General features: G+C 30.9%; 20 protein-coding genes. 1 reads left to right on the plus strand and 19 read right to left on the minus strand.

Features of this window, described 5'->3' with window-relative positions; translation table 11 throughout:
• Window positions 1-608 precede the first annotated feature (608 nt).
• The 14 genes from secD to CLVI_RS13060 form a co-directional block, all read right to left on the minus strand.
• Window positions 609-2735, minus strand: a complete 2127-nt coding sequence (secD, locus tag CLVI_RS12995) for a protein translocase subunit SecD (RefSeq protein ID WP_106060554.1) — start codon at window positions 2733-2735, stop codon at window positions 609-611.
• A 78-nt stretch (window positions 2736-2813) separates the two neighbouring features.
• On the minus strand, window positions 2814-3182 hold the full coding sequence (locus tag CLVI_RS13000) for a TIGR04086 family membrane protein (RefSeq protein WP_106060555.1): 369 nt from the start codon (window positions 3180-3182) through the stop codon (window positions 2814-2816).
• Between the two features lie 50 nt (window positions 3183-3232).
• Window positions 3233-3502 carry a preprotein translocase subunit YajC gene (yajC, locus tag CLVI_RS13005; protein WP_106060556.1) on the minus strand — a complete coding sequence of 90 codons (270 nt, stop codon included), beginning with the start codon at window positions 3500-3502 and terminating at the stop codon, window positions 3233-3235.
• A gap of 75 nt (window positions 3503-3577) precedes the next feature.
• Window positions 3578-4717 carry a tRNA guanosine(34) transglycosylase Tgt gene (gene tgt, locus CLVI_RS13010; RefSeq protein ID WP_106060557.1) on the minus strand — a complete coding sequence of 380 codons (1140 nt, stop codon included), beginning with the start codon at window positions 4715-4717 and terminating at the stop codon, window positions 3578-3580.
• A 15-nt stretch (window positions 4718-4732) separates the two neighbouring features.
• Window positions 4733-5758, minus strand: coding sequence for a tRNA preQ1(34) S-adenosylmethionine ribosyltransferase-isomerase QueA (gene queA, locus CLVI_RS13015; protein ID WP_106060558.1), 1026 nt, complete (start codon window positions 5756-5758; stop codon window positions 4733-4735).
• A gap of 15 nt (window positions 5759-5773) precedes the next feature.
• Window positions 5774-6808, minus strand: a complete 1035-nt coding sequence (ruvB, locus tag CLVI_RS13020) for a Holliday junction branch migration DNA helicase RuvB (RefSeq protein WP_106060559.1) — start codon at window positions 6806-6808, stop codon at window positions 5774-5776.
• A 12-nt stretch (window positions 6809-6820) separates the two neighbouring features.
• Window positions 6821-7429, minus strand: a complete 609-nt coding sequence (gene ruvA, locus CLVI_RS13025; RefSeq protein WP_106060560.1) for a Holliday junction branch migration protein RuvA — start codon at window positions 7427-7429, stop codon at window positions 6821-6823.
• A gap of 139 nt (window positions 7430-7568) precedes the next feature.
• Window positions 7569-8636 (minus strand): ABC transporter permease, encoded by a 1068-nt coding sequence (locus CLVI_RS13030; protein ID WP_106060561.1) that lies wholly within the window; start codon window positions 8634-8636, stop codon window positions 7569-7571.
• A gap of 1 nt (window position 8637) precedes the next feature.
• Window positions 8638-9771, minus strand: a complete 1134-nt coding sequence (locus tag CLVI_RS13035) for an ABC transporter permease (RefSeq protein ID WP_106060562.1) — start codon at window positions 9769-9771, stop codon at window positions 8638-8640.
• A 1-nt stretch (window position 9772) separates the two neighbouring features.
• Complete coding sequence (locus tag CLVI_RS13040; protein ID WP_106060563.1) at window positions 9773-10717, minus strand: ABC transporter ATP-binding protein; 945 nt, start codon at window positions 10715-10717, stop codon at window positions 9773-9775.
• Window positions 10718-10897: 180 nt separating this feature from the next.
• Window positions 10898-11551, minus strand: coding sequence for a response regulator transcription factor (locus tag CLVI_RS13045; RefSeq protein WP_106060564.1), 654 nt, complete (start codon window positions 11549-11551; stop codon window positions 10898-10900).
• Window positions 11552-11556: 5 nt separating this feature from the next.
• On the minus strand, window positions 11557-12723 hold the full coding sequence (locus CLVI_RS13050) for a sensor histidine kinase (protein ID WP_106060565.1): 1167 nt from the start codon (window positions 12721-12723) through the stop codon (window positions 11557-11559).
• Window positions 12724-12881: 158 nt separating this feature from the next.
• Complete coding sequence (locus tag CLVI_RS13055; RefSeq protein WP_106060566.1) at window positions 12882-13532, minus strand: phage replisome organizer N-terminal domain-containing protein; 651 nt, start codon at window positions 13530-13532, stop codon at window positions 12882-12884.
• A gap of 306 nt (window positions 13533-13838) precedes the next feature.
• Window positions 13839-14420 carry an LURP-one-related/scramblase family protein gene (locus CLVI_RS13060; RefSeq protein ID WP_106060567.1) on the minus strand — a complete coding sequence of 194 codons (582 nt, stop codon included), beginning with the start codon at window positions 14418-14420 and terminating at the stop codon, window positions 13839-13841.
• Between the two features lie 236 nt (window positions 14421-14656).
• Between CLVI_RS13060 and CLVI_RS13065 the strand changes: the two genes are divergently transcribed.
• Window positions 14657-15214 (plus strand): RNA-binding protein, encoded by a 558-nt coding sequence (locus CLVI_RS13065; RefSeq protein WP_106060568.1) that lies wholly within the window; start codon window positions 14657-14659, stop codon window positions 15212-15214.
• Between the two features lie 100 nt (window positions 15215-15314).
• On the opposite strand, the gene CLVI_RS13070 is transcribed toward CLVI_RS13065, so the two are convergent.
• The 5 genes from CLVI_RS13070 to CLVI_RS13090 all read right to left on the minus strand — a co-directional run bounded on the left by CLVI_RS13070 (window position 15315) and on the right by CLVI_RS13090 (window position 19094).
• Window positions 15315-15947 carry a hypothetical protein gene (locus tag CLVI_RS13070; RefSeq protein ID WP_146127333.1) on the minus strand — a complete coding sequence of 211 codons (633 nt, stop codon included), beginning with the start codon at window positions 15945-15947 and terminating at the stop codon, window positions 15315-15317.
• Between the two features lie 168 nt (window positions 15948-16115).
• Complete coding sequence (locus CLVI_RS13075; RefSeq protein WP_106060570.1) at window positions 16116-16418, minus strand: hypothetical protein; 303 nt, start codon at window positions 16416-16418, stop codon at window positions 16116-16118.
• A gap of 121 nt (window positions 16419-16539) precedes the next feature.
• Window positions 16540-17310 carry a tryptophan synthase subunit alpha gene (gene trpA / locus CLVI_RS13080; RefSeq protein ID WP_106060571.1) on the minus strand — a complete coding sequence of 257 codons (771 nt, stop codon included), beginning with the start codon at window positions 17308-17310 and terminating at the stop codon, window positions 16540-16542.
• Entirely contained in the window at window positions 17303-18481 is a 1179-nt protein-coding gene (gene trpB, locus CLVI_RS13085) for a tryptophan synthase subunit beta (protein WP_106060572.1), read from the minus strand. Before trpB ends, trpA begins: the two co-directional genes overlap by 8 nt.
• Complete coding sequence (locus CLVI_RS13090) at window positions 18465-19094, minus strand: phosphoribosylanthranilate isomerase (protein ID WP_170065672.1); 630 nt, start codon at window positions 19092-19094, stop codon at window positions 18465-18467. The genes trpB and CLVI_RS13090 overlap by 17 nt, the downstream gene beginning before the upstream one ends.
• Window position 19095 lies beyond the last annotated feature (1 nt).

The raw sequence follows: 19095 nt of genomic DNA on the forward strand, positions 1-19095 counted from the left end.
AAATCCAACTCCATTCTTTTTATCTTAGCAATAAAATTATAATGGATAATTTATGTATTGGGGAGATGTTTTTACATCTCCTTTATTTTTTTGCTACCTTTGCCTACTAAAATTATACTCTAACTATAACAAACCTTAACTCATACTATCAATAGTCTTAAAATACAGAATAAAGTGGCTAAGACACGTTCCTCTTGGGAGAGTTGAAAGTTAATACCCAAGGGGCACCCCTTGTGGATACCTGGAAGGTGCCCCTTGCGTGGAATTGATAATTGAAAGTTGACACCCGAAGGGTGCCCCTTATGGGGAATTGAAAGTTATGGATAAAATCCCCAGGAGAAAGTTCAATAAGCAAAATCATAGATTTTGATTTTTACTTTTTCCTACGGAATTTAAAAACATATATTTTTCAAAAATTCCGGAGGAAAAGTGACAGTCCAAAAGTGATGCTCCAAATTTTATATTTGGATAGCAGAACTTTCCCCTATGGGCATTTTATATTTGGCGTGTGGAACTTTCTCCTCGGAGCTTCTAACCTTCAACTCTCCATACTTTCCTATACATTAAAAAGAGTAGATATAATATTATATCTACTCTTCGCTTAAAATTTATTTTACTTCTATAACCTTATGTTTCTTTTTCTTCTTAAGAATCACCCAAAATGGTGATGCAATAAATATTGATGAATACGCACCTGCAGCTATACCTATAATTAATGGTGTAGCAAATTCTCTAACCGCTGGTACAAATATATTTACTGCCACTATTGTTACTAATGTTGTTAATGTTGTATTAATAGATCTTGTCATAGTTTGTGTCACACTAACATTTGCAATCTCTGTTTCACTTTTTCTTCTCATAGTTTTAGAATTTTCTCTAATCCTATCAAATATAACTATGGTGTCATTAATTGAATATCCTATTATAGTTAATATTGCAGCAATAAATGGTGTATTTACCTGAATATTAAATATAGCATAGAAACTTAAAGTTAATAAAATATCATGAAAAATTGCAATTAGTGCAGCTATTCCAAATTTCATTTCAAATCTTATAGCTATATATATTAACATTGCAATAAAAGCTACTCCTAATGATATAATTGAATTCCTCTTCAAATCATTTCCAATGGAAGCTCCAATTTCATTTTGAGACACTAATGGGGTCTCTCCTAATTCGTAAGTTGACTTTAATTCATTTACTAAGTCAGATACATTTTGACTATCCAGACTACCAGATTTAATTTGATACTGACTACCTTCTACGGTATTTGATACAAAATCATCTGTATATTTTTCAGCTATAGTATCTACTTCTTCTTTATTAAAATCTTCATTTAATTGAATTACTACTTGAGTTCCACCATTAAAATCAATCCCAACATTAAATCCTCTAAATATCATAAAGCCTATTCCTATAATTATTACTATAGATGACATTACGAACCATATTTTAGTTTTTTCCATAAGCTTAAATACTTTAGTATTACCAATGGTTTTCTTTGCCCTAAAATGAGATAGTTTACTTAATAGTCCGATCTCAACAGCTTGATATATTAGGAATTTTGTAATAACTAATGCTGTAAACAAGCTTACTAATATACCAATCATTAATGTTACTGCAAACCCTTTTACGGCTCCAGTTCCAAAGAAATATAGTACTAATGCGGCAATAATAGTTGTCACATTTGAATCTACTATTGAAGATAATGCTTCTTCAAAACCCTTCTTAACAGCTGATTTAATTGATACTCCTTTTGCAAGTTCTTCCCGTGTTCGCTCAAAGATAAGAACATTAGCATCAACTGCCATTCCTATTGTTAATAAGAAGGCGGCTATTCCAGGTAAAGTTAATGTAGCTCCTACTTCTCCAAATACAAATAGTGTTAATGTAATATATAAAGTTAATGCAATACTAGATATTAATCCAGGTATTTTATAAAATAATATCATAAATAAAAATATTAATCCTATTCCTAAAGCACCAGCTTTAACAGCACTTGGCATAGCTGTGGCTCCAAGCTGAGCTCCAACAGTTTGAACTGAAACTGCTTTAACAGTAACCGGAAGCGCCCCGGCATTAATTAGTCCCACTAAAGTCTTTGCCTCTTCAATAGATGTACTCCCTGATATTTTGGCATTACCTTCAGTAATAACAGAATTTACTGTTGGACTACTTAATACTTCATCATCCATATATATTGAAATTTTTTGCCCTAAGTATTTCGCTGTAGCATCAGCGAATTTAGGTTGCCCTTCTGTATTCATCTCTAATGATACCTCTGAAACTCCAGTTTCTGAATTAGAGATAACTGAGGCTTTTTCTATATCTGCTCCAGTTAAAAGAATCTCTCCATCTGGAGATTTAAAAGTTAACGTGCCTGTTTTACTTAAACTTTCAACAATGCTTGCTGAATCGAATTGTCCTGGTATATCAACTCTTATTCTTTTATCCCCTTCTGTTGTAACAACAGTTTCCGATACTCCTATTTTATTAACTCGTAGCTCTAATTGTTTCTTAGTTTTATCCAAGTCCTCTTTAGTTATATCTTTGTCTTGGATTTCCATAGTTACAGAAACCCCACCCTGAAGGTCCAACCCTTTTGTAATTGCTTGATCAAAGGACTTAATTCTAAATCCACCAATTACCGCATCACTAAAGCCTAAGTAGGCAGTCGTAAATATAGCTATTACGCATATTATAAATACTACGGCACTTTTTCTTTTCTTCTTCATTTTTATCCTCCTCAGTACTATGTTCTATTTTTACAATATTTTTATTATATCACACACACTTTTTAGAATAAAGCAGTTTTACAAATTTACCCCTAATATTCCAGCTATTCCAGCTATAATTACATATTCAATTAATCCATATGCGATTCCCCCATTAAAGGACCAATCACCACTAACTAAAGCTCCTACAACATATGCACCTAAGAAAAATAACACACCTACCAATGCTCCTGAAAGCCACCCCTTTTGTTCATTTCCTTTAGCCGTTGCAACACCGCCAACAACTAATGATCCAATTACTATGATTCTATACACAACGCTATATATACCCTTAGATATATCAAAATTAATCATAATAATAGATAGAATTAAAAGTAAGATACCACTTAGTATCATAGCTCCAATGGCCCCTTTAAAAATATTTTTTACAAATTTTCTTCTCTCCAAAAAAAACACCTCCTAATACTTCATCTTATGATGTATTAGGAGGCACTATTCTATTCTTGCTTGTATATTTTACTCGCTATTGAACTTTTAGCAAATTTTATTCTTACATTATTAGGTCCTGACTCTAAAATCATTTCCTCGACTTCAAGGCTAACGATTTTACCAATTACTCCACCTCTTGTTATAATCTCATCATTTAACTGAAGTCCTTCTAACATAGCAGCGTACTGTTTCTTCCTTTTCTTTTCTGGTAATAACAATAATAAATAAAATACCACTACTATTGCTAACATAGGTCCTACTTGTACTAATATATCCATTTTTATTTCCCCTTTCGTTTTTTAATGTATGAATAATATTTATTCATTTTTTCTAGTTATATATTATTAGCCTAGTTATGCATTTAAATTCCATTGTTTAAGTTTTTCTTCCTTAAACTCCTTAAAATATCCGCCATCTAGTGCATCTCTAATATCTGCCATAAGTTTATTATAAAAATATAGATTGTGAAGAACACATAATCTCAATGCAAGAAGCTCTTTAGCCTTAAATAAATGCCTAATATAGGCCCTTGTGTAGCTTTTGCAAGCTGGACATTGGCATCCCTCATCTATAGGTTTACTATCTAATTGGAATTTAGCATTAAGCAAATTAATTTTACCGTTTTTTGTGAAAACACTACCATGTCTCCCATTTCTTGCTGGAAGTACACAATCAAAAAAGTCTATGCCTCTGTCTACAGCCTCTAATATATTCTCTGGAGTTCCAACCCCCATTAAGTATATAGGTTTATCCTCTGGAAGATACGGAACAACAGCATCTATAACTCGATACATATCCTCATGGCTTTCTCCTACGGCAAGACCACCTATGGCATAGCCATCTAGATCCATTTTTGTTATGGTTTTAGCATGTTCTATTCTTATATCATCATAAACTCCACCTTGGTTAATCCCAAAAAGCATTTGTTCCTTATTAATTGTACTAGGTAGAAGATTTAATCTATCTATTTCTATTTTACATCTTTCAAGCCATCTAGTTGTTCTATCTACTGATCTTTCAACATATTCTCGTGTTGAAGGATTTGAGACACATTCATCAAAGGCCATAGCAATAGTTGAAGCTAAATGACTTTGTATTTGCATTGACTCTTCCGGTCCCATAAAGATCTTACTTCCATCTATATGAGAATTAAAATAAACCCCTTCTTCTTTAATCTTTCTCATTTTAGCCAAAGAAAACACTTGAAATCCACCAGAATCTGTAAGTATAGGTTTATCCCAATTCATGAAACTATGTAATCCGCCCATTTTATAGATAACTTCATCTGATGGTCTTAAATGCAGGTGATATGTATTTGAAAGTTCTACTTGGCATCCTATTTCTTTTAAATCCATTGATGAAACCGCACCCTTAATAGCTGCTAAAGTTCCAACATTCATAAATACTGGTGTTTCAATAGTTCCATGAGGCGTTACAAATCTACCACGTCTTGCTTTTCCCTCTTTTTTTAGTAATGTATATCTTTTAGACAATACTTTCACTCCTTATTACTTTATAAACATTGCATCTCCAAAGGAGAAGAATCTATATTTTTCTTTAACTGCCTCGTCATAAGCATGCATTACGTACTCCCTTGTTGCAAGGGTCGATACAAGCATAATAAGAGTTGATTCAGGCAAGTGGAAATTAGTTATTAATTTATCTATCACCTTAAATTTATATCCTGGATAGATAAATATATTAGTCCACCCGCTTTGTTCACGAACTATACCATTTTCATCTCCGATAGTTTCAAGGGTTCTAGTTGATGTAGTTCCAACAGAAATAATTTTATTTCCTCTTTTTTTAGTCTCATTTATAATATCCGCACTATCTTGAGATAACATATAAAATTCTGAGTGCATATCATGATCTTCTATAATTGCGACCTTAACAGGTCTAAAAGTTCCAAGACCTACATGTAGAGTTACATAAACTATATTTATACCCTTAGCTTCAATTTTATCCATTAATTCCTTTGTAAAATGTAATCCTGCTGTTGGTGCTGCCGCTGAACCTTTTTCCTTTGAATAAACCGTTTGATATCTTTCTTGCTCCTCAAGTCTTTCATGAATATAGGGTGGAAGTGGCATTTCTCCTAACTCATCTAGAACTTGTTCGAAAATTCCTTCATAATATAATTCAATAATTCTATTTCCATTTTCCAGAACTTCAATTACTTCAGCCTTAAGCTTTCCATCTCCAAAGGTAAATTTTTTTCCTACCTTTGCACTTCTACCTGGTTTTGCTAGAGCTTCCCAGGTGTCTCCTTCAATTTTCTTAAGCAAAAGAAATTCAATTTTACCTCCAGTGATTTCCTTTTGACCTATTAACCGTGCAGGCATAACCCTAGTATTATTAAGTACTAAAGTATCCCCAGTCTTAAGATAATCTATTATATCATAAAATTTCTCATGTTGAATCTCACCTGTTTTTTTATCTAAAACCATTAATCTCGATTCATCTCTTTTTTCTAGAGGATGCTGAGCTATTAATCCCTCTGGAAGATTAAAATTAAAATCACTTACATTCATTAAAATTCACTTCTCCTAATCATTAAAAAAATTATTTTGTTCTTCTTTAGTCTTACTTTTTCCCATTTCTCTACCCAGATGTTTATAAGACTTTTCTGTAGCAACCCGTCCCCTTGGTGTTCTTATAATAAATCCTTTTTGAAGGAGATAAGGTTCATACACATCCTCTAAAGTTCCAAGTTCCTCACCTATAAAATATGATAAAGTATCAATTCCTACAGGGCCTCCATTAAAAGTGTCTATTATGGCCTCTAAAATTTTATTATCGACTCTATCAAAACCTTGATCATCAACCTCTAACATTTCAAGTCCTGCTTTTGCTTCCTTCAAGCTAATTAATTTATCAGAATAAACCTCTGCATAATCACGAACTCTCTTTAATAATCTATTGGCTATTCTAGGTGTTCCTCTAGATCTTCTAGCAATTTCCATTGCTCCTTCTTTAGTTATATGACATCCAAGGACAAGTGCACTTCTTATAACTATTTCCATAAGTTGATCTACAGTATAATACTCCATAGCACACAATACACCAAATCTATCCCTTAAAGGAGCTGTGAGCATTCCGATTCTAGTTGTAGCACCTATTAATGTAAATGCCGGCAAATCCAATCTTATAGATTTTGCTGCTGCCCCTTTACCTATTACTATGTCTAATGCATAATCCTCCATTGCAGGATAAAGAATTTCCTCTACACTTCTATTTAACCTATGAATTTCATCAATAAATAAAACATCATTAGTTTTTAAAGAAGTTAATATAGCTGCCAAGTCTCCAGCCCTTTCAATAGCAGGTCCAGAAGTTACTTTTAAATCTCCATCCATTTCATTTGCAATAATATTAGCTAAGGTAGTCTTACCAAGTCCTGGAGGTCCATATAAAAGAACATGATCTAAGGGTTCCCCTCTTCTTTGAGCAGCCTGAATAAAAATATTCAATCTCTCTTTAACCTTATCTTGACCTATATATTCACTTGTCTTTTGTGGTCTTAAGCTTAATTGTCCAGTCTGTTCATCCTCAAGTTCCTTAGATGTTATAATTCTCTCCATATTTTCCCCTCCTTAGCCCATTAATACCTTTAAACAACTTTTTATTATATTCTCTACAGTATCTTCTTTATTAACTTGCTTTAAAGCAATCTCAGCTTCTTTTTCGCTATATCCAAGTGATAGCAAAGCCCCTAAAGCTTCATTTACAGCTGTAACATATTTATTATCTCTAGAATCATCAATTGTTCCATCTTCATTTTGGGTTATAACCATATCTTCCTTCTTAAGTTTATCCTTAAGCTCTAATATAATTCTTGCTGCAGTTTTCTTCCCAATTCCAGGAGCTCTACAAATATGCTTCTCATCTTCCATTATTATGGCATACTTTAAATTATTTACTCTGCTTATTGATAACAAGGAAAGAGCTGCCTTTGCACCAACACCATTAATACTAATTAAGACTTTAAACATTTCTAGTTCTTCCTTAGAATCAAAGCCATAAAGTCCAATAAAATCTTCACGTACAATTTGCTCTATATAAAGCATAACCTCTTCGCCACTTTTGGGCATAGAGGACATAGTTCCTCCAGAGGTAAAAATCTTATATCCTAATCCACTATTTTCTACTATTATATAGTCCTTATTTATTCCTATATATTTTCCTTTAATATATTCGTACATTTCATCGTCCTCCAAATTGAAAAATGTGAAAGTATGTTCCCATTAATCCTTATTATACTTTATCATTTAACAATTAATCTTTCAAGCATAAAAAAAAGTGGCTAAGCCACTTCTTTAATATAGAATGTAAAATTTTTATTTACTCAAACCTTCTAACCTTAAAGGTTCCTGCTGTAAATAGCACTACTCCAAATAATATAACTATTCCTGCTAAATATATATTGCCTGTGGTTAAAGATTCAATAGCCCAATACTGAGGAGTAAACTTAGAAAATAGCCTTACAGCACTAGGTAAAAACTCATAGGGTGCAAAACTTCCTCCTACAAAACAAGTTATCCATGCAATAACTTGTATAATAACTGTTATCATACTTTCATTTTTACAAATCCTTGCTACAAATATTCCAAGACTTAAAGCAACAAATACCATAGCTACTATATTAATAACATATAATGGCCAGTTCTCTAAAGTAGATGATCCTCTAACGGCTGCTTGTATTACAAACACACTAGAAAATGCTACAGAATATAATGTGAATAATGCTATTAATATTGCCCCTATTATTGTGCTAGGCCTATTTGCTGTTGAAAAACTTCGCTCTAATATATTTTCCTTATTCATCATAAATAACTGTGTAGCCACACCTATGGAACTAAAGAAAATAAAGCTTATTAGAACGCTTAATATAGTTCTATCAGTACTTTTCCCATTCTCTCTTCCTGTTAGTACAATTTCTAAATTATCCTCACTTAATTCTTCTAAACTAACTTTAACACCACTATTCTTAAGTTCATTACTTAAAATCATTTTATTGATTAACTTATTGCTATTGAACTCAAAAGTGCCTGTGGTAAAGCCACTTTCTAATCTATGAACCATAATTTTAGGTTTTTCTCCCCTTAAAATAAGCTCTGAAAAGTTATCTGGTATCTCATAACATTGAGAACTGATTTTTTTATTTACTTTTTTAAGAGCATCTTCTTTATCATATATTTTAATGTTATTACTCTTATTAAGTTCTTTTATATACTCTAGGTTTAATTCTCCTTTATCACTGTTAATAAGAATATTGGTTTCTCCCACACCCTTATCCATAAACCCTAATGCTAGAGTGATAATTAATGGAATTAAAAATGTCATAACAATAAATATTTTATTACTAACTATTCTTTTCAAATTACTTTTTATAATTATTAATTTTCCCATTTTATCTCTCCCACCTCACTTTAACTTTCACCATGCTTAATATTATAAATACTAATGAAATTATAATCATTGGAATTATATATATTAATGTTTCCTTTAAACTATTAGAAATAGCTAAACTTTTATATGCATTTAAAATTAATGTGTTAGGAGAAATATTACCCAATACCTTTAAAAAAGGTGATTCTATAGAATCTATATTGTAAAATGCACCTCCTGCTACTGCGGATAAAACTATGAAAAATCCAATTATTGTATTTACCATCATCTTATTTTTAATAAAAGCTATAACTAGAGTTGAAATAGCTCCTTGTAATATGCTTTGGATAATAACAATAAATATAACGCCACCAAAATTTTCTCTAAAACTCAACCCCATAGCTATATTAACAAGTACATATATAATATTTATAATAAATGCCACTATAGTTGAAGAAAGTAAAAATCCAATAATATACTCCTCATTGCTTATAGGTGCTGCAAATGTCCTTCTTACAACCCCCTGCTGTTTTTCATCAAAAAACTTATTGGAAAGGACAATAATTAACATTATAGCCGTGAAACTAAATGTTGAAATTCCATAATACTCTTTTGAATCTAAAGTCTTATACCCACTTAGCTTTTTCTCTTCTATTGAGGATTGCTTTTGATTTTCATTAAGCTTTTGCAATATATTTCCCATTATCATTCCTTTTTCTTCTTGGCTAAATTCACCTTTCTCTACATTCCTATATATTGCTTTAACTTGTTGAACATCGCTATTGAAACTTTTAAAGAAACTTGATAATATATTTATTTTTTCAGATGTTGCCTTAATATTGTTTATTTCTATATTTTGAAAATCATCACTAATTGTTACTTCACACTCATAATTTTCTCCATCTACATCTATAAAGCTTTTTACACCCTCGTCTTCAAGAACATGATCTAATATTTCACCTATTTCCGAGGTGTTATTATATCTTAAATCTACTCTAATTGGATCTATAGAAGCTTGACCATCAAAGGACTCTCCAAGCATCATTCCATAAATCAAAGCCATAATTAATGGTAATATTATAAATGATATTAACACACCTTTTTCTTGTTTAAATAAGGAAATAATATTTTTTCTAATTTGAGGAATAATATTCATTTTAATCCTCCTTATCCCTTAATTTTTTCCCTGTTAAAGTTAAGAAAACTTCCTCTAATGATACTTCTTCTATAGAAATATTCTTTATATTAACTTTTTGCTTTGAAATTTCAAGTAACAGTTCATTTAAATCCATCTTTTCATTAGCTACTATCTTAAGATTCTCTCCCTCTACTTCTACCTGCCTTATATCCTTTGATTTTTCCAGTTGAAACATAAGTGAATCTAGCTCTCCAGTTGCTCTTATATTTATCACCTTATTGTTTTTTATCATCCTTTTCAAATCTTCTTTAGTCCCATAAGCTACCTCTTTCCCTTGATCAATAATTAGTATCTTATTGCATAAAAGCTCTATCTCCTCCATGTAATGAGAGGTATATATTATGGTAGTTTTATTTTCTTTATTTATTTTTTGTATCATTTCAAATATACAATTTCTAGATTGTGGATCTATACCTACAGTCGGTTCATCCATAATTAAAATCTTTGGATGATGCATAAGAGCTGCTGCAATATTTAATCTCCTCTTCATACCCCCTGAATATTTTTTCACAACTTTCTTCCCCTGGTCTTCTAATGATACAATCTTTAGTACCTCATTAATTCTTTCCTTTAGCAACGCTCCATTAAGTCCATAAAGACCTCCCCAATACTCTAGGTTGTCCTTTGCGTTAAGTCCCTGAAAGAGAGCTATTTCTTGTGGAACTAATCCAACTATTTTTCTTGCTTTAAGTGAATCCTTTGAAATATTGTAATCACCTATAATTATTTCACCCTTATCCATCTTTATAAGACCAACCATTGTATTAATCAAAGTTGACTTTCCTGACCCATTAGGTCCTAAAAGTCCAAATATCTCTCCCTCGTCTATACTAAATGTTAAATTATCTGTAACAAGTTTATCATTAAATCTTTTAATAACATTTTTAACTTCTATCATACTCAATGATTTCATCTCCTTATTCTTTCTATAGTTAAATTCTAATACTAAAATAGATGTTTAACTACTAGCTATGGTCATTATCTTTAGTCATTCCTATCAATGACTTTAGTCATTTTAAGCCTAAAAAAGAGACTAAAGATTTTACGCTCTAGTCTCTAACTCAATATTTATTCACCTAAGTTTTTAATGAACTATATTATTTTTAAATGCAAAGATAGCAATCTGAGTTCTATCTCTTAATGAAAGTTTAGATAAAATATTACTTATATTATTCTTTACTGTTCCCTCTGTTAAAAAAAACTTTTCTCCAATTTCTTTGTTTGACAGTCCCCCTGCAATTTCTTTGATTATATTAATATCTCTATCCGTTAATCCATTTTTCTCTTTGATTTTATCTTCATCTATTTCCGTATCTTCCTGATCCTTTACCATAAGCCTTGTTGCGACTTCAGGATGTACTACAATATTCCCGTCATAAGCAGCCTTAATTCCTCCATGAATTAACTCATAGGAGCTATCCTTTAGAAGATAGCCCGAGGCGCCAAATTTTAAGGCATCCTGTATATATTTAGTATCCTTAAAGGTTGTTAATATTAACACTTTTATATCCTTATTACTCTCTTTTATAAGCTTAGTTCCTAAAACCCCATCACATTCATCCATTCTTATATCCATAAGAACTATATCAACTTTATTCTTTTTACAAAACTCATAAGCTTCTCTCCCATTTTCACAAAGTCCAACTATTTCTAAATCCTTATAGGAAGATAATATAATTTTCAGTCCATCCCTTATAAGCTTTTCATCATCTACAATTATAATTTTTATCTTTTCCATACTCTCTATACCCCATCTATGCTCAATTTTACCTTATCCATTGTCATTATAAGTTCAAAACCAGCTCCCTCTTCAGTGTAATACTCCATAGTTCCACCAAAAATAGCTACTCTTTCCTTTATACTTTTCAATCCTATCCCTGAGTTAACTGTAGAACAACCAACCCCATTATCCTTCATATGAATTCTTAAGTGGTCCTCTAAGAAATTGAAAAATATTCTAATTTCAGTAGCCTTACCATGCCTTAAGGAATTAGATAAGAATTCTTGAATTATTCTATATATTGTCATGGTCTGATCTGAATTTAATTTCCATATATTTTCCGATATCCTCATCTTTATATCTATGTTAGTAAGTTTTTTGAAATTCTTTATCATTTCTGAGATAGCAATAATCTCTTCATATTCTTCAAATTCTCTAGGTTTCATTGCTCTTACTGCTGCCCGTACATCTACTAAGCTATCCTTTGCAAACTCATCTAAATTTTTAGCCATATTTGAAACCTGAGGACAACTTTCTCTTGATAGGTTTTCCATTGCCCCAAGCTGTATTCTTATTGTTGATAATGTATGTCCAACATTATCATGAATCTCTCTTGAGATCCTATTTCGCTCTCTTAATACTGCAATTTCCTCAACAGTATTAACATAAGCCTCTAGTTCCATATTTGCTTCCTTTAATTTTTCATCCTTTTCACTAAGCTCATCATATAAATCTTGAGCTTTCACTTTTTTATTGTTTTGTTCTTGTGCCCCTATACCTAATAATAATATAGGTAGTATCTCTACCAATAATAGTATTAAATCCTCCGAATCATTAGTGACTGAAATTAAAACTACAGTTATTATCATAAAAACTATAGAATATATTTTTTTGAAATTATAAGTTAAATCAATTAACATTGGTATAAATATAACTCCACCATAAGTACCTAACAATACATAAAGATACCATCCTAATGCTCCTTCTATAACTAAAGACAATACATAAAACCTTTTTTTATTATCTAACTTAAAATATCTCACTTGATTATTTATTATATAAATCAGCAATAATGATATATCCTTGGCAGATATATTTTCATTATCTATAATAAGAAACGCTATAAAAAATATAATATAGCTATATCTTAATAAAATCATATATTTATCTCCATCTATTTCTTTATTCATTTTGCACTCCTATGAATTCACTTTTAAACTTATCTATATATCATCTCATGGAATTGTTCTTTTTACTATATAATACCATAATTTTTTAACCCAACATTTATTTTGTACAACCTTTCCTTTTTTTTACAGGCAATAAATAGTCTACATTATTGATAGTTCTATCTAAAAGACCACGAAGCGACCAAAGTCTCACCTTTAGCCAAAGGCCTTTCCTTATCGTAATCTTGAAAATCAACCATATCATTACCTTGAACATCTTTAACATCTTTTTCATCGGTAAAATCATAGATTTTCTCTTTTTTCTTCTTTTTATCAATCATCATATTTTTCTTGGTTTCCAAAGGTATAGGAATTTTCTCTTTCACCTTATTATTAGGCTTGTCCTTACTCATATTATTAATTTTGCTACTACTAGTACTGTCTAGGTTATCTTTAGCCTCAGGGTTAACAACTTCTGTTTCATTTTGACCTGTTTTTTCTTGCACCTTAATATTTTGATGTTTAGCAAAATTTTTCACACTATAAACATTAACTTCATTAAGTTCAATCATTTCTAATTCTATAAATGTATCTAAGGCTAACTTAATTTGCCTAATGTCTCTATTAAATTCTATTGCTAAGGTTTCAATAGTATATGGCATGTTTTTTGACATATATATATCGCCTTCCTGATTAACCTTGCCAGCTAAATTTATAAGTCTACTCCAAATATACTGAATAAGATCCCTTTCAGGCCTTGTATCAATTATTTTTAATTTAATATTGTCATACATATCAATTCTTATTTTCACAACTTTTCTTTCTCGCATAATAATAATCCTCCTAAAGTTTATTCTACTTTTCACTTTATATATATGCTTTACTTAATATTATTACAGTAAATTGAATGATTTTTTTCTATTAAAATTCTACAAATTTTTCCTTTTAATTGGATTTTTACAAAAAATAAAAAAAGATATTAATCAGCTTAAGTTTACATAAAGCTAACTAATATCAATCAAACTATGTTATATTATTTTTTACTTAACAGATTTAAACACAATCCCCTCTTTTATTTCTTTATCTAATTTCGGTAACTCAACAGAAATATTTTCTCTAATATCTGTCAAATTTAATTAATTTTGGTTTCCTTCTATAGCACATAATAAAACAGCTGTAGCTATTGCCAACCTTCGATCAAAAATATTTTCTTTATCAAATGAAAAATCAAGGTCAATTTTTTGGACAAATAGGTTGAATTTTTGCCTAAACTCAAAGACCTTTCTGTTTTGTAATGTTCCTATAAAAGTTTGCGGAATTGCATTTATTAAAAATCGTCTTACTAGTGCCATTGCTGTACTATCTTCCTTAATATTTCCTACCTCATTATCATTTCGATCAAGTATTAGCCATTCATCTTTAAATATAGATTTCAGACCCTTTCTTCTTAGAGCTCCAACCTTTTCTCCAGTTCCTGTTTCATAAACATCATATGTGGCAGAAATATCTAAAATGTTTCTAGCTCTAATTGAAAGAATTTCTTCTGCCATATCCTCTCTTGTGAAAACTCTTATATCTTCCTTTAATTTAAATCCCTTTTGATTGACATAGAATTCAAGTCCGCCACTAGGATTATAAATATGAAAGCTTGCTCCTATTATTTTTAATACCTTTTTTCTAATCATATATGACTCATATTTATAACGTTCATCTAACATTTGTCATTCCCCCATTTTTTATTTAATAATATCAATAAAAATTATACGCTAATTTAAATTATACTACTCAAAGCCTACATATTACCAGAATATTCTATATAGCATAACTTCTTGTCACTATTAGTTCTCATTTATACGTCCAAATATTTATCTCTTTTCAATTTGGTAAACTGTATCACTTTAGCTAAAAGTAAAATACTATATATCAAAGCAGTAATAGATATTGAGGTGAATAAATGAGTCCTATATTAAATATGTTACTTGGTGGTATGATGGGCGGTAATAACTCAGGAGGCATGGGAGGCGGTAATCCTCTGATGAACATGCTAATGGGTGGTATGAATAATAACAATGGGGGTGGCAACCCTATGATGGGTAACAATCCTTTAATGAACATGCTAATGGGCGGTATGATGAATAACAACAATGGTGGAAACCCTATGAACAACGGTGGTGGCAATAACGGTGGTAATAATAACATGGATCTAGCTAGCATGCTGCAAAACATGAATTTTAATACCCAAACAAATGGAGCTGATCCTATGGATAACGCCACAAATAGCAATATGAATGGTAATGATAACAGAAGTGGAAATACAAATAATGCTATGAACGGAAATCCTTTATTAGATATGCTAATGCAAAATGGGAACGGACAAAATAACGGCAATAATATGGGTGGTATGAACCCCTTAATAAGTATGCTTATGGGGAATATGGGCAATCCTAATAATAGTGGAAACAATGCTCCTACTAACCAAGGAAGAAGTCATAAGCATTCCAGAAGACATTAAGGTAATGATTATAGTATTTTCTATAAGTATAATTAACAGTGTTTTAAATATATTGTTAACTAAAACATCTCGTAATGGCTATCATTACGAGATGTTTTATTTATTCTGCTTTCATTTTCATTTCAGCAATTGCTTTTTTATATAATACAGGATAGGTAATAACATTTCTAATATAAAATTTATACCTAGAATCCTTAACCTTATATTTAGTGCCCACTTCATCTGATTTAACTAATTCTATATCTGAGGTTGTAAACCTTCTTTTAATTCTATTTCTAAATCCTATAACTTCGAATCTCTCTGTGTCTATGTAGTACATATTTCCTTTATAGCTTTTTAGTGTAACAATTGTAATAGCCATTAAAATTATCCATGCTATAATTGTTAGTATAAATATAAATTTATTATGGGTTAACTGTGCCAATAAATATATTGGATAAATAAACACATACCATAATGGAGTTTCTTTATTAGTGGTTCCAAAAACAACATTTTCATTATTAATTTCATCAACTAAAATTTTCAAACCTTCTCTATCATTCCATGACATGTTGATAATAGATTTAGTGACTGTTTTATTATCATAAGTTAAAATAATTAAACCTTGTTCATTTAAGTAAGCACTTCTTATATCTCTTCTTTTTATTATTTTATTTCTTAAAAATCTATAAATAATTAATTCATTTTCATTTAACTCAAATAATTTTTTACCATTATCTTTACTAATTATCAATACTACTCCCCCAATACAACCTCTAATTAATTTATATGTTATATTGTACCATATAGTATTTCTTAATTTTATTAAGATTTCCATAAAAAATGCTGCACCAATATCCTAAAAAACAATTAAAAAAAGAGCCTAGGCCTGTAACATTATAGTTCGCCTAAACTCTATATTCTATTTAATTTTCTTTTTTATTCCCTCATAAATATGATCAAGATATGAAGTATCTACCTTTTCTTCTTTTAAAATACTAAGTTTCTCCTCTGCTCCCTTAATACTCTCCTTTGCAGATTTAAAATCCTTTTGTTTTATACAAGTACTTGTATAAACAAGGAGATAATCTACCTGCTTAACCAACTTAGCTAAATCCTCTCTATCTGAATTAACTAACTCGACCAATAATGGATATATTATATGAGAAGTTACATCTTTAGCGGAAAATAAAAAATTGTTATTTTTACTATTTATTTTTGCCATTTTTATATCATTCTACCTTTCTAAGCAATTCAAATAAAAAAATTGCACAACATCATTATCATATATCAATTATTCTAACATAAAAAAGAGTAGATTCAAAAGAATCTACTCTCCATTTTCTTTATATTTCTTCTCTAATATCCTTAAGAAACTCAAAAGCTTGTACTCTATCCTCTTGAAGTCTTCTAACTACTGCACTTCCAATAATTACTCCATCACAATGGTCCTTAACTTTTTTTACAACTTCCCTTGAAGATATTCCAAAGCCTAAGCAAATAGGAACATTTGTATGTTCACGTACCATATTTAAATAATCATTAACTCCAACATTTAAACTGCTTCTCTCTCCTGTAGTTCCGTTAGAGGAAACACAATATACAAAACCTTTAGTTCCCTTAATTATCTTTTCAGTTCTCTCCTTTGAAGTAGGAGCAACTAAAGGAATTAAATATAATCCTAAAGCTTCACACTTTTCCTTAAGCTCGCCTCTTTCCTCCAGTGGAATATCTGGAACTATTAATCCATCAAATCCTGATTCACTTGCTTCCTTAAGGAACTTATCTACCCCTCTTGAAAAGATCAAATTATAATAAACCATTATAACTAAAGCTATCTCACTTTTTTCTCTAACTCTTTCTCCACAAGTAAAAACATCCTTAACCTTTGTACCATTTTTCAAGGCTCTACAGTAAGAATTTCGAATTACATCTCCATCTGCTAAGGGATCACTAAATGGAACTCCTAATTCAACTATATTAGCGCCTGCCTCTGCAAGTCTTAAAACATTATCAACTGTTTCCTCAAGGTTTGGATCCCCACATGTTATGAAGGGTATTAAAGCCTTTTTATCTCTCTTCTTTAAATTCTCAAATGCTAAATCTATTCTATTCATGATGATCCTCCATATACTTAATTATTGTATCCATATCCTTATCCCCTCTACCTGAAATATTGATTATAACAATATTATCCTTAGGAAGAGTTGAAACAAACTTCATTGCATAAGCAACTCCATGAGCTGATTCTAATGCTGGAACTATTCCTTCCATCTTAGTTAAGTAAAGGAAAGCCTCAACTGCTTCTTTATCCACAACACTTACATATTCAGCTCTTTTTATAGATGAAAGGTAAGCATGTTCAGGTCCAACTGCTGGATAATCAAGCCCTGCTGAAATTGAATAAGCTTCTTTAATTTGTCCATCATCATCCTTTAAAACATAACTCATCATTCCATGTAATACTCCAGTATCGCAAACTGCTAAAGCTGCAGCATGTTCTCCAGTCTTTACTCCAAGACCTGCACCTTCTACTCCGATTAACTTAACATCTTTATCATCAATGAATGGATAGAATATTCCCATAGCATTACTTCCACCACCAACTGGTGCAATAATATAATCTGGAAGACGCCCTTCTTTCTCTAGTATTTGAGCCCTTGCTTCATCTCCAATTACTCTTTGGAAATCTCTAACCATTATTGGATATGGATGAGGACCTGCAACAGTTCCCATTATATAATAGGTATCTTCAATATTTGAAACCCAATATTTAAAAGCTTCATTAACAGCATCCTTTAAAGTTCCATTACCACTAGTAACAGGAACAACTGTAGCTCCTAAAAGCTCCATTTTTTTAACATTAAGAGCCTGTCTTCTTATATCTTCTTCACCCATAAGTATTGTACATTCCATTTTAAATTTAGCCGCAACTGTAGCTGTTGCAACACCATGTTGTCCTGCTCCTGTTTCTGCTATTACCTTTTTCTTCCCCATTCTCTTAGCTAAAAGTATTTGCCCTATAGTATTATTTATCTTATGGGCTCCTGTATGATTACAATCCTCTCTCTTTAAGTAAACCTTAGCTCCTCCTAGATCCTCTGTCATATTCCCTGCGAAATATAAAGGACTTGGTCTTCCTGTAAAATCCTTAAGATAATACTTATATTCATCCATAAATTCCTTATCATTTGTAGCCTTATAAAATTCATCCTCAAGTTCCTTTAAAGCATTCATTACTGTTTCTGGGACATATTGTCCACCAAATTCGTTAAATCTTCCTTTCATTACATTCCCTCACTTTTTTTATTAATTTTTGCATTTTGACCGCATCTTTAGATCTTTTTCCATCCTTAACTACCTCAACTCCTGAAGAAACATCTACTCCATGGATATTGAGCTTATTTATTCCTTGAAGCACATTATCCTCATTTATGCCTCCAGCTAAGAAAATCTTAGCCTTAGCTTCTATATTTATTACTAATTCCCAAGGAAATACTTCTCCACTTCCAGGATTACTTCCGTCTAAAATCAAAGTGTCAACATTAAAAGTAGTTGCCTTTTCAATATCTTCTTTAGTTCTTATTGAAGTTCCTTTCCATATTTCACATTTATACTTTTTTCTAAAGTATTCTATAAAATCATTATCCTCATCTCCATGAAGCTGCAGAGCATCTAAAGGAATGTAGTCTAAAATTTCACTTATATATCTCTTAGTGTTATTTCTAAAAACACCAACCACCTTTATATGCCTATCTATAGAATCATAAAGTAGTTTTCCCTGTTCTTTAGAAATCTTTCTTTTACTTTCTGCAAAGACTAGTCCTATGTAGTCAGGCTTTAATGAGTTTAAAGCCTGAACCTCCTCTAAAGCTGTTATTCCACATATTTTGATATTCATA

Source organism: Clostridium vincentii (assembly GCF_002995745.1).
Classification (GTDB): Bacteria; Bacillota; Clostridia; order Clostridiales; family Clostridiaceae; genus Clostridium; species Clostridium vincentii.

Bases quoted from the DNA above. Each gene is read 5' to 3' on its own strand.
- CLVI_RS13030 (WP_106060561.1), bottom strand. From the start codon at position 8,636: ATGGGAAAATTAATAATTATAAAAAGTAATTTGAAAAGAATAGTTAGT.
- trpA (WP_106060571.1), bottom strand. From the start codon at position 17,310: ATGAATAGAATAGATTTAGCATTTGAGAATTTAAAGAAGAGAGATAAA.
- ruvA (WP_106060560.1), bottom strand. From the start codon at position 7,429: ATGTACGAATATATTAAAGGAAAATATATAGGAATAAATAAGGACTAT.
- CLVI_RS13060 (WP_106060567.1), bottom strand. From the start codon at position 14,420: ATGTTAGATGAACGTTATAAATATGAGTCATATATGATTAGAAAAAAG.
- CLVI_RS13075 (WP_106060570.1), bottom strand. From the start codon at position 16,418: ATGGCAAAAATAAATAGTAAAAATAACAATTTTTTATTTTCCGCTAAA.
- CLVI_RS13045 (WP_106060564.1), bottom strand. From the start codon at position 11,551: ATGGAAAAGATAAAAATTATAATTGTAGATGATGAAAAGCTTATAAGG.
- yajC (WP_106060556.1), bottom strand. From the start codon at position 3,502: ATGGATATATTAGTACAAGTAGGACCTATGTTAGCAATAGTAGTGGTA.
- CLVI_RS13035 (WP_106060562.1), bottom strand. From the start codon at position 9,771: ATGAATATTATTCCTCAAATTAGAAAAAATATTATTTCCTTATTTAAA.
- ruvB (WP_106060559.1), bottom strand. From the start codon at position 6,808: ATGGAGAGAATTATAACATCTAAGGAACTTGAGGATGAACAGACTGGA.
- CLVI_RS13055 (WP_106060566.1), bottom strand. From the start codon at position 13,532: ATGCGAGAAAGAAAAGTTGTGAAAATAAGAATTGATATGTATGACAAT.
- CLVI_RS13050 (WP_106060565.1), bottom strand. From the start codon at position 12,723: ATGAATAAAGAAATAGATGGAGATAAATATATGATTTTATTAAGATAT.
- CLVI_RS13090 (WP_170065672.1), bottom strand. From the start codon at position 19,094: ATGAATATCAAAATATGTGGAATAACAGCTTTAGAGGAGGTTCAGGCT.
- queA (WP_106060558.1), bottom strand. From the start codon at position 5,758: ATGAATGTAAGTGATTTTAATTTTAATCTTCCAGAGGGATTAATAGCT.
- secD (WP_106060554.1), bottom strand. From the start codon at position 2,735: ATGAAGAAGAAAAGAAAAAGTGCCGTAGTATTTATAATATGCGTAATA.
- CLVI_RS13065 (WP_106060568.1), top strand. From the start codon at position 14,657: ATGAGTCCTATATTAAATATGTTACTTGGTGGTATGATGGGCGGTAAT.
- trpB (WP_106060572.1), bottom strand. From the start codon at position 18,481: ATGAAAGGAAGATTTAACGAATTTGGTGGACAATATGTCCCAGAAACA.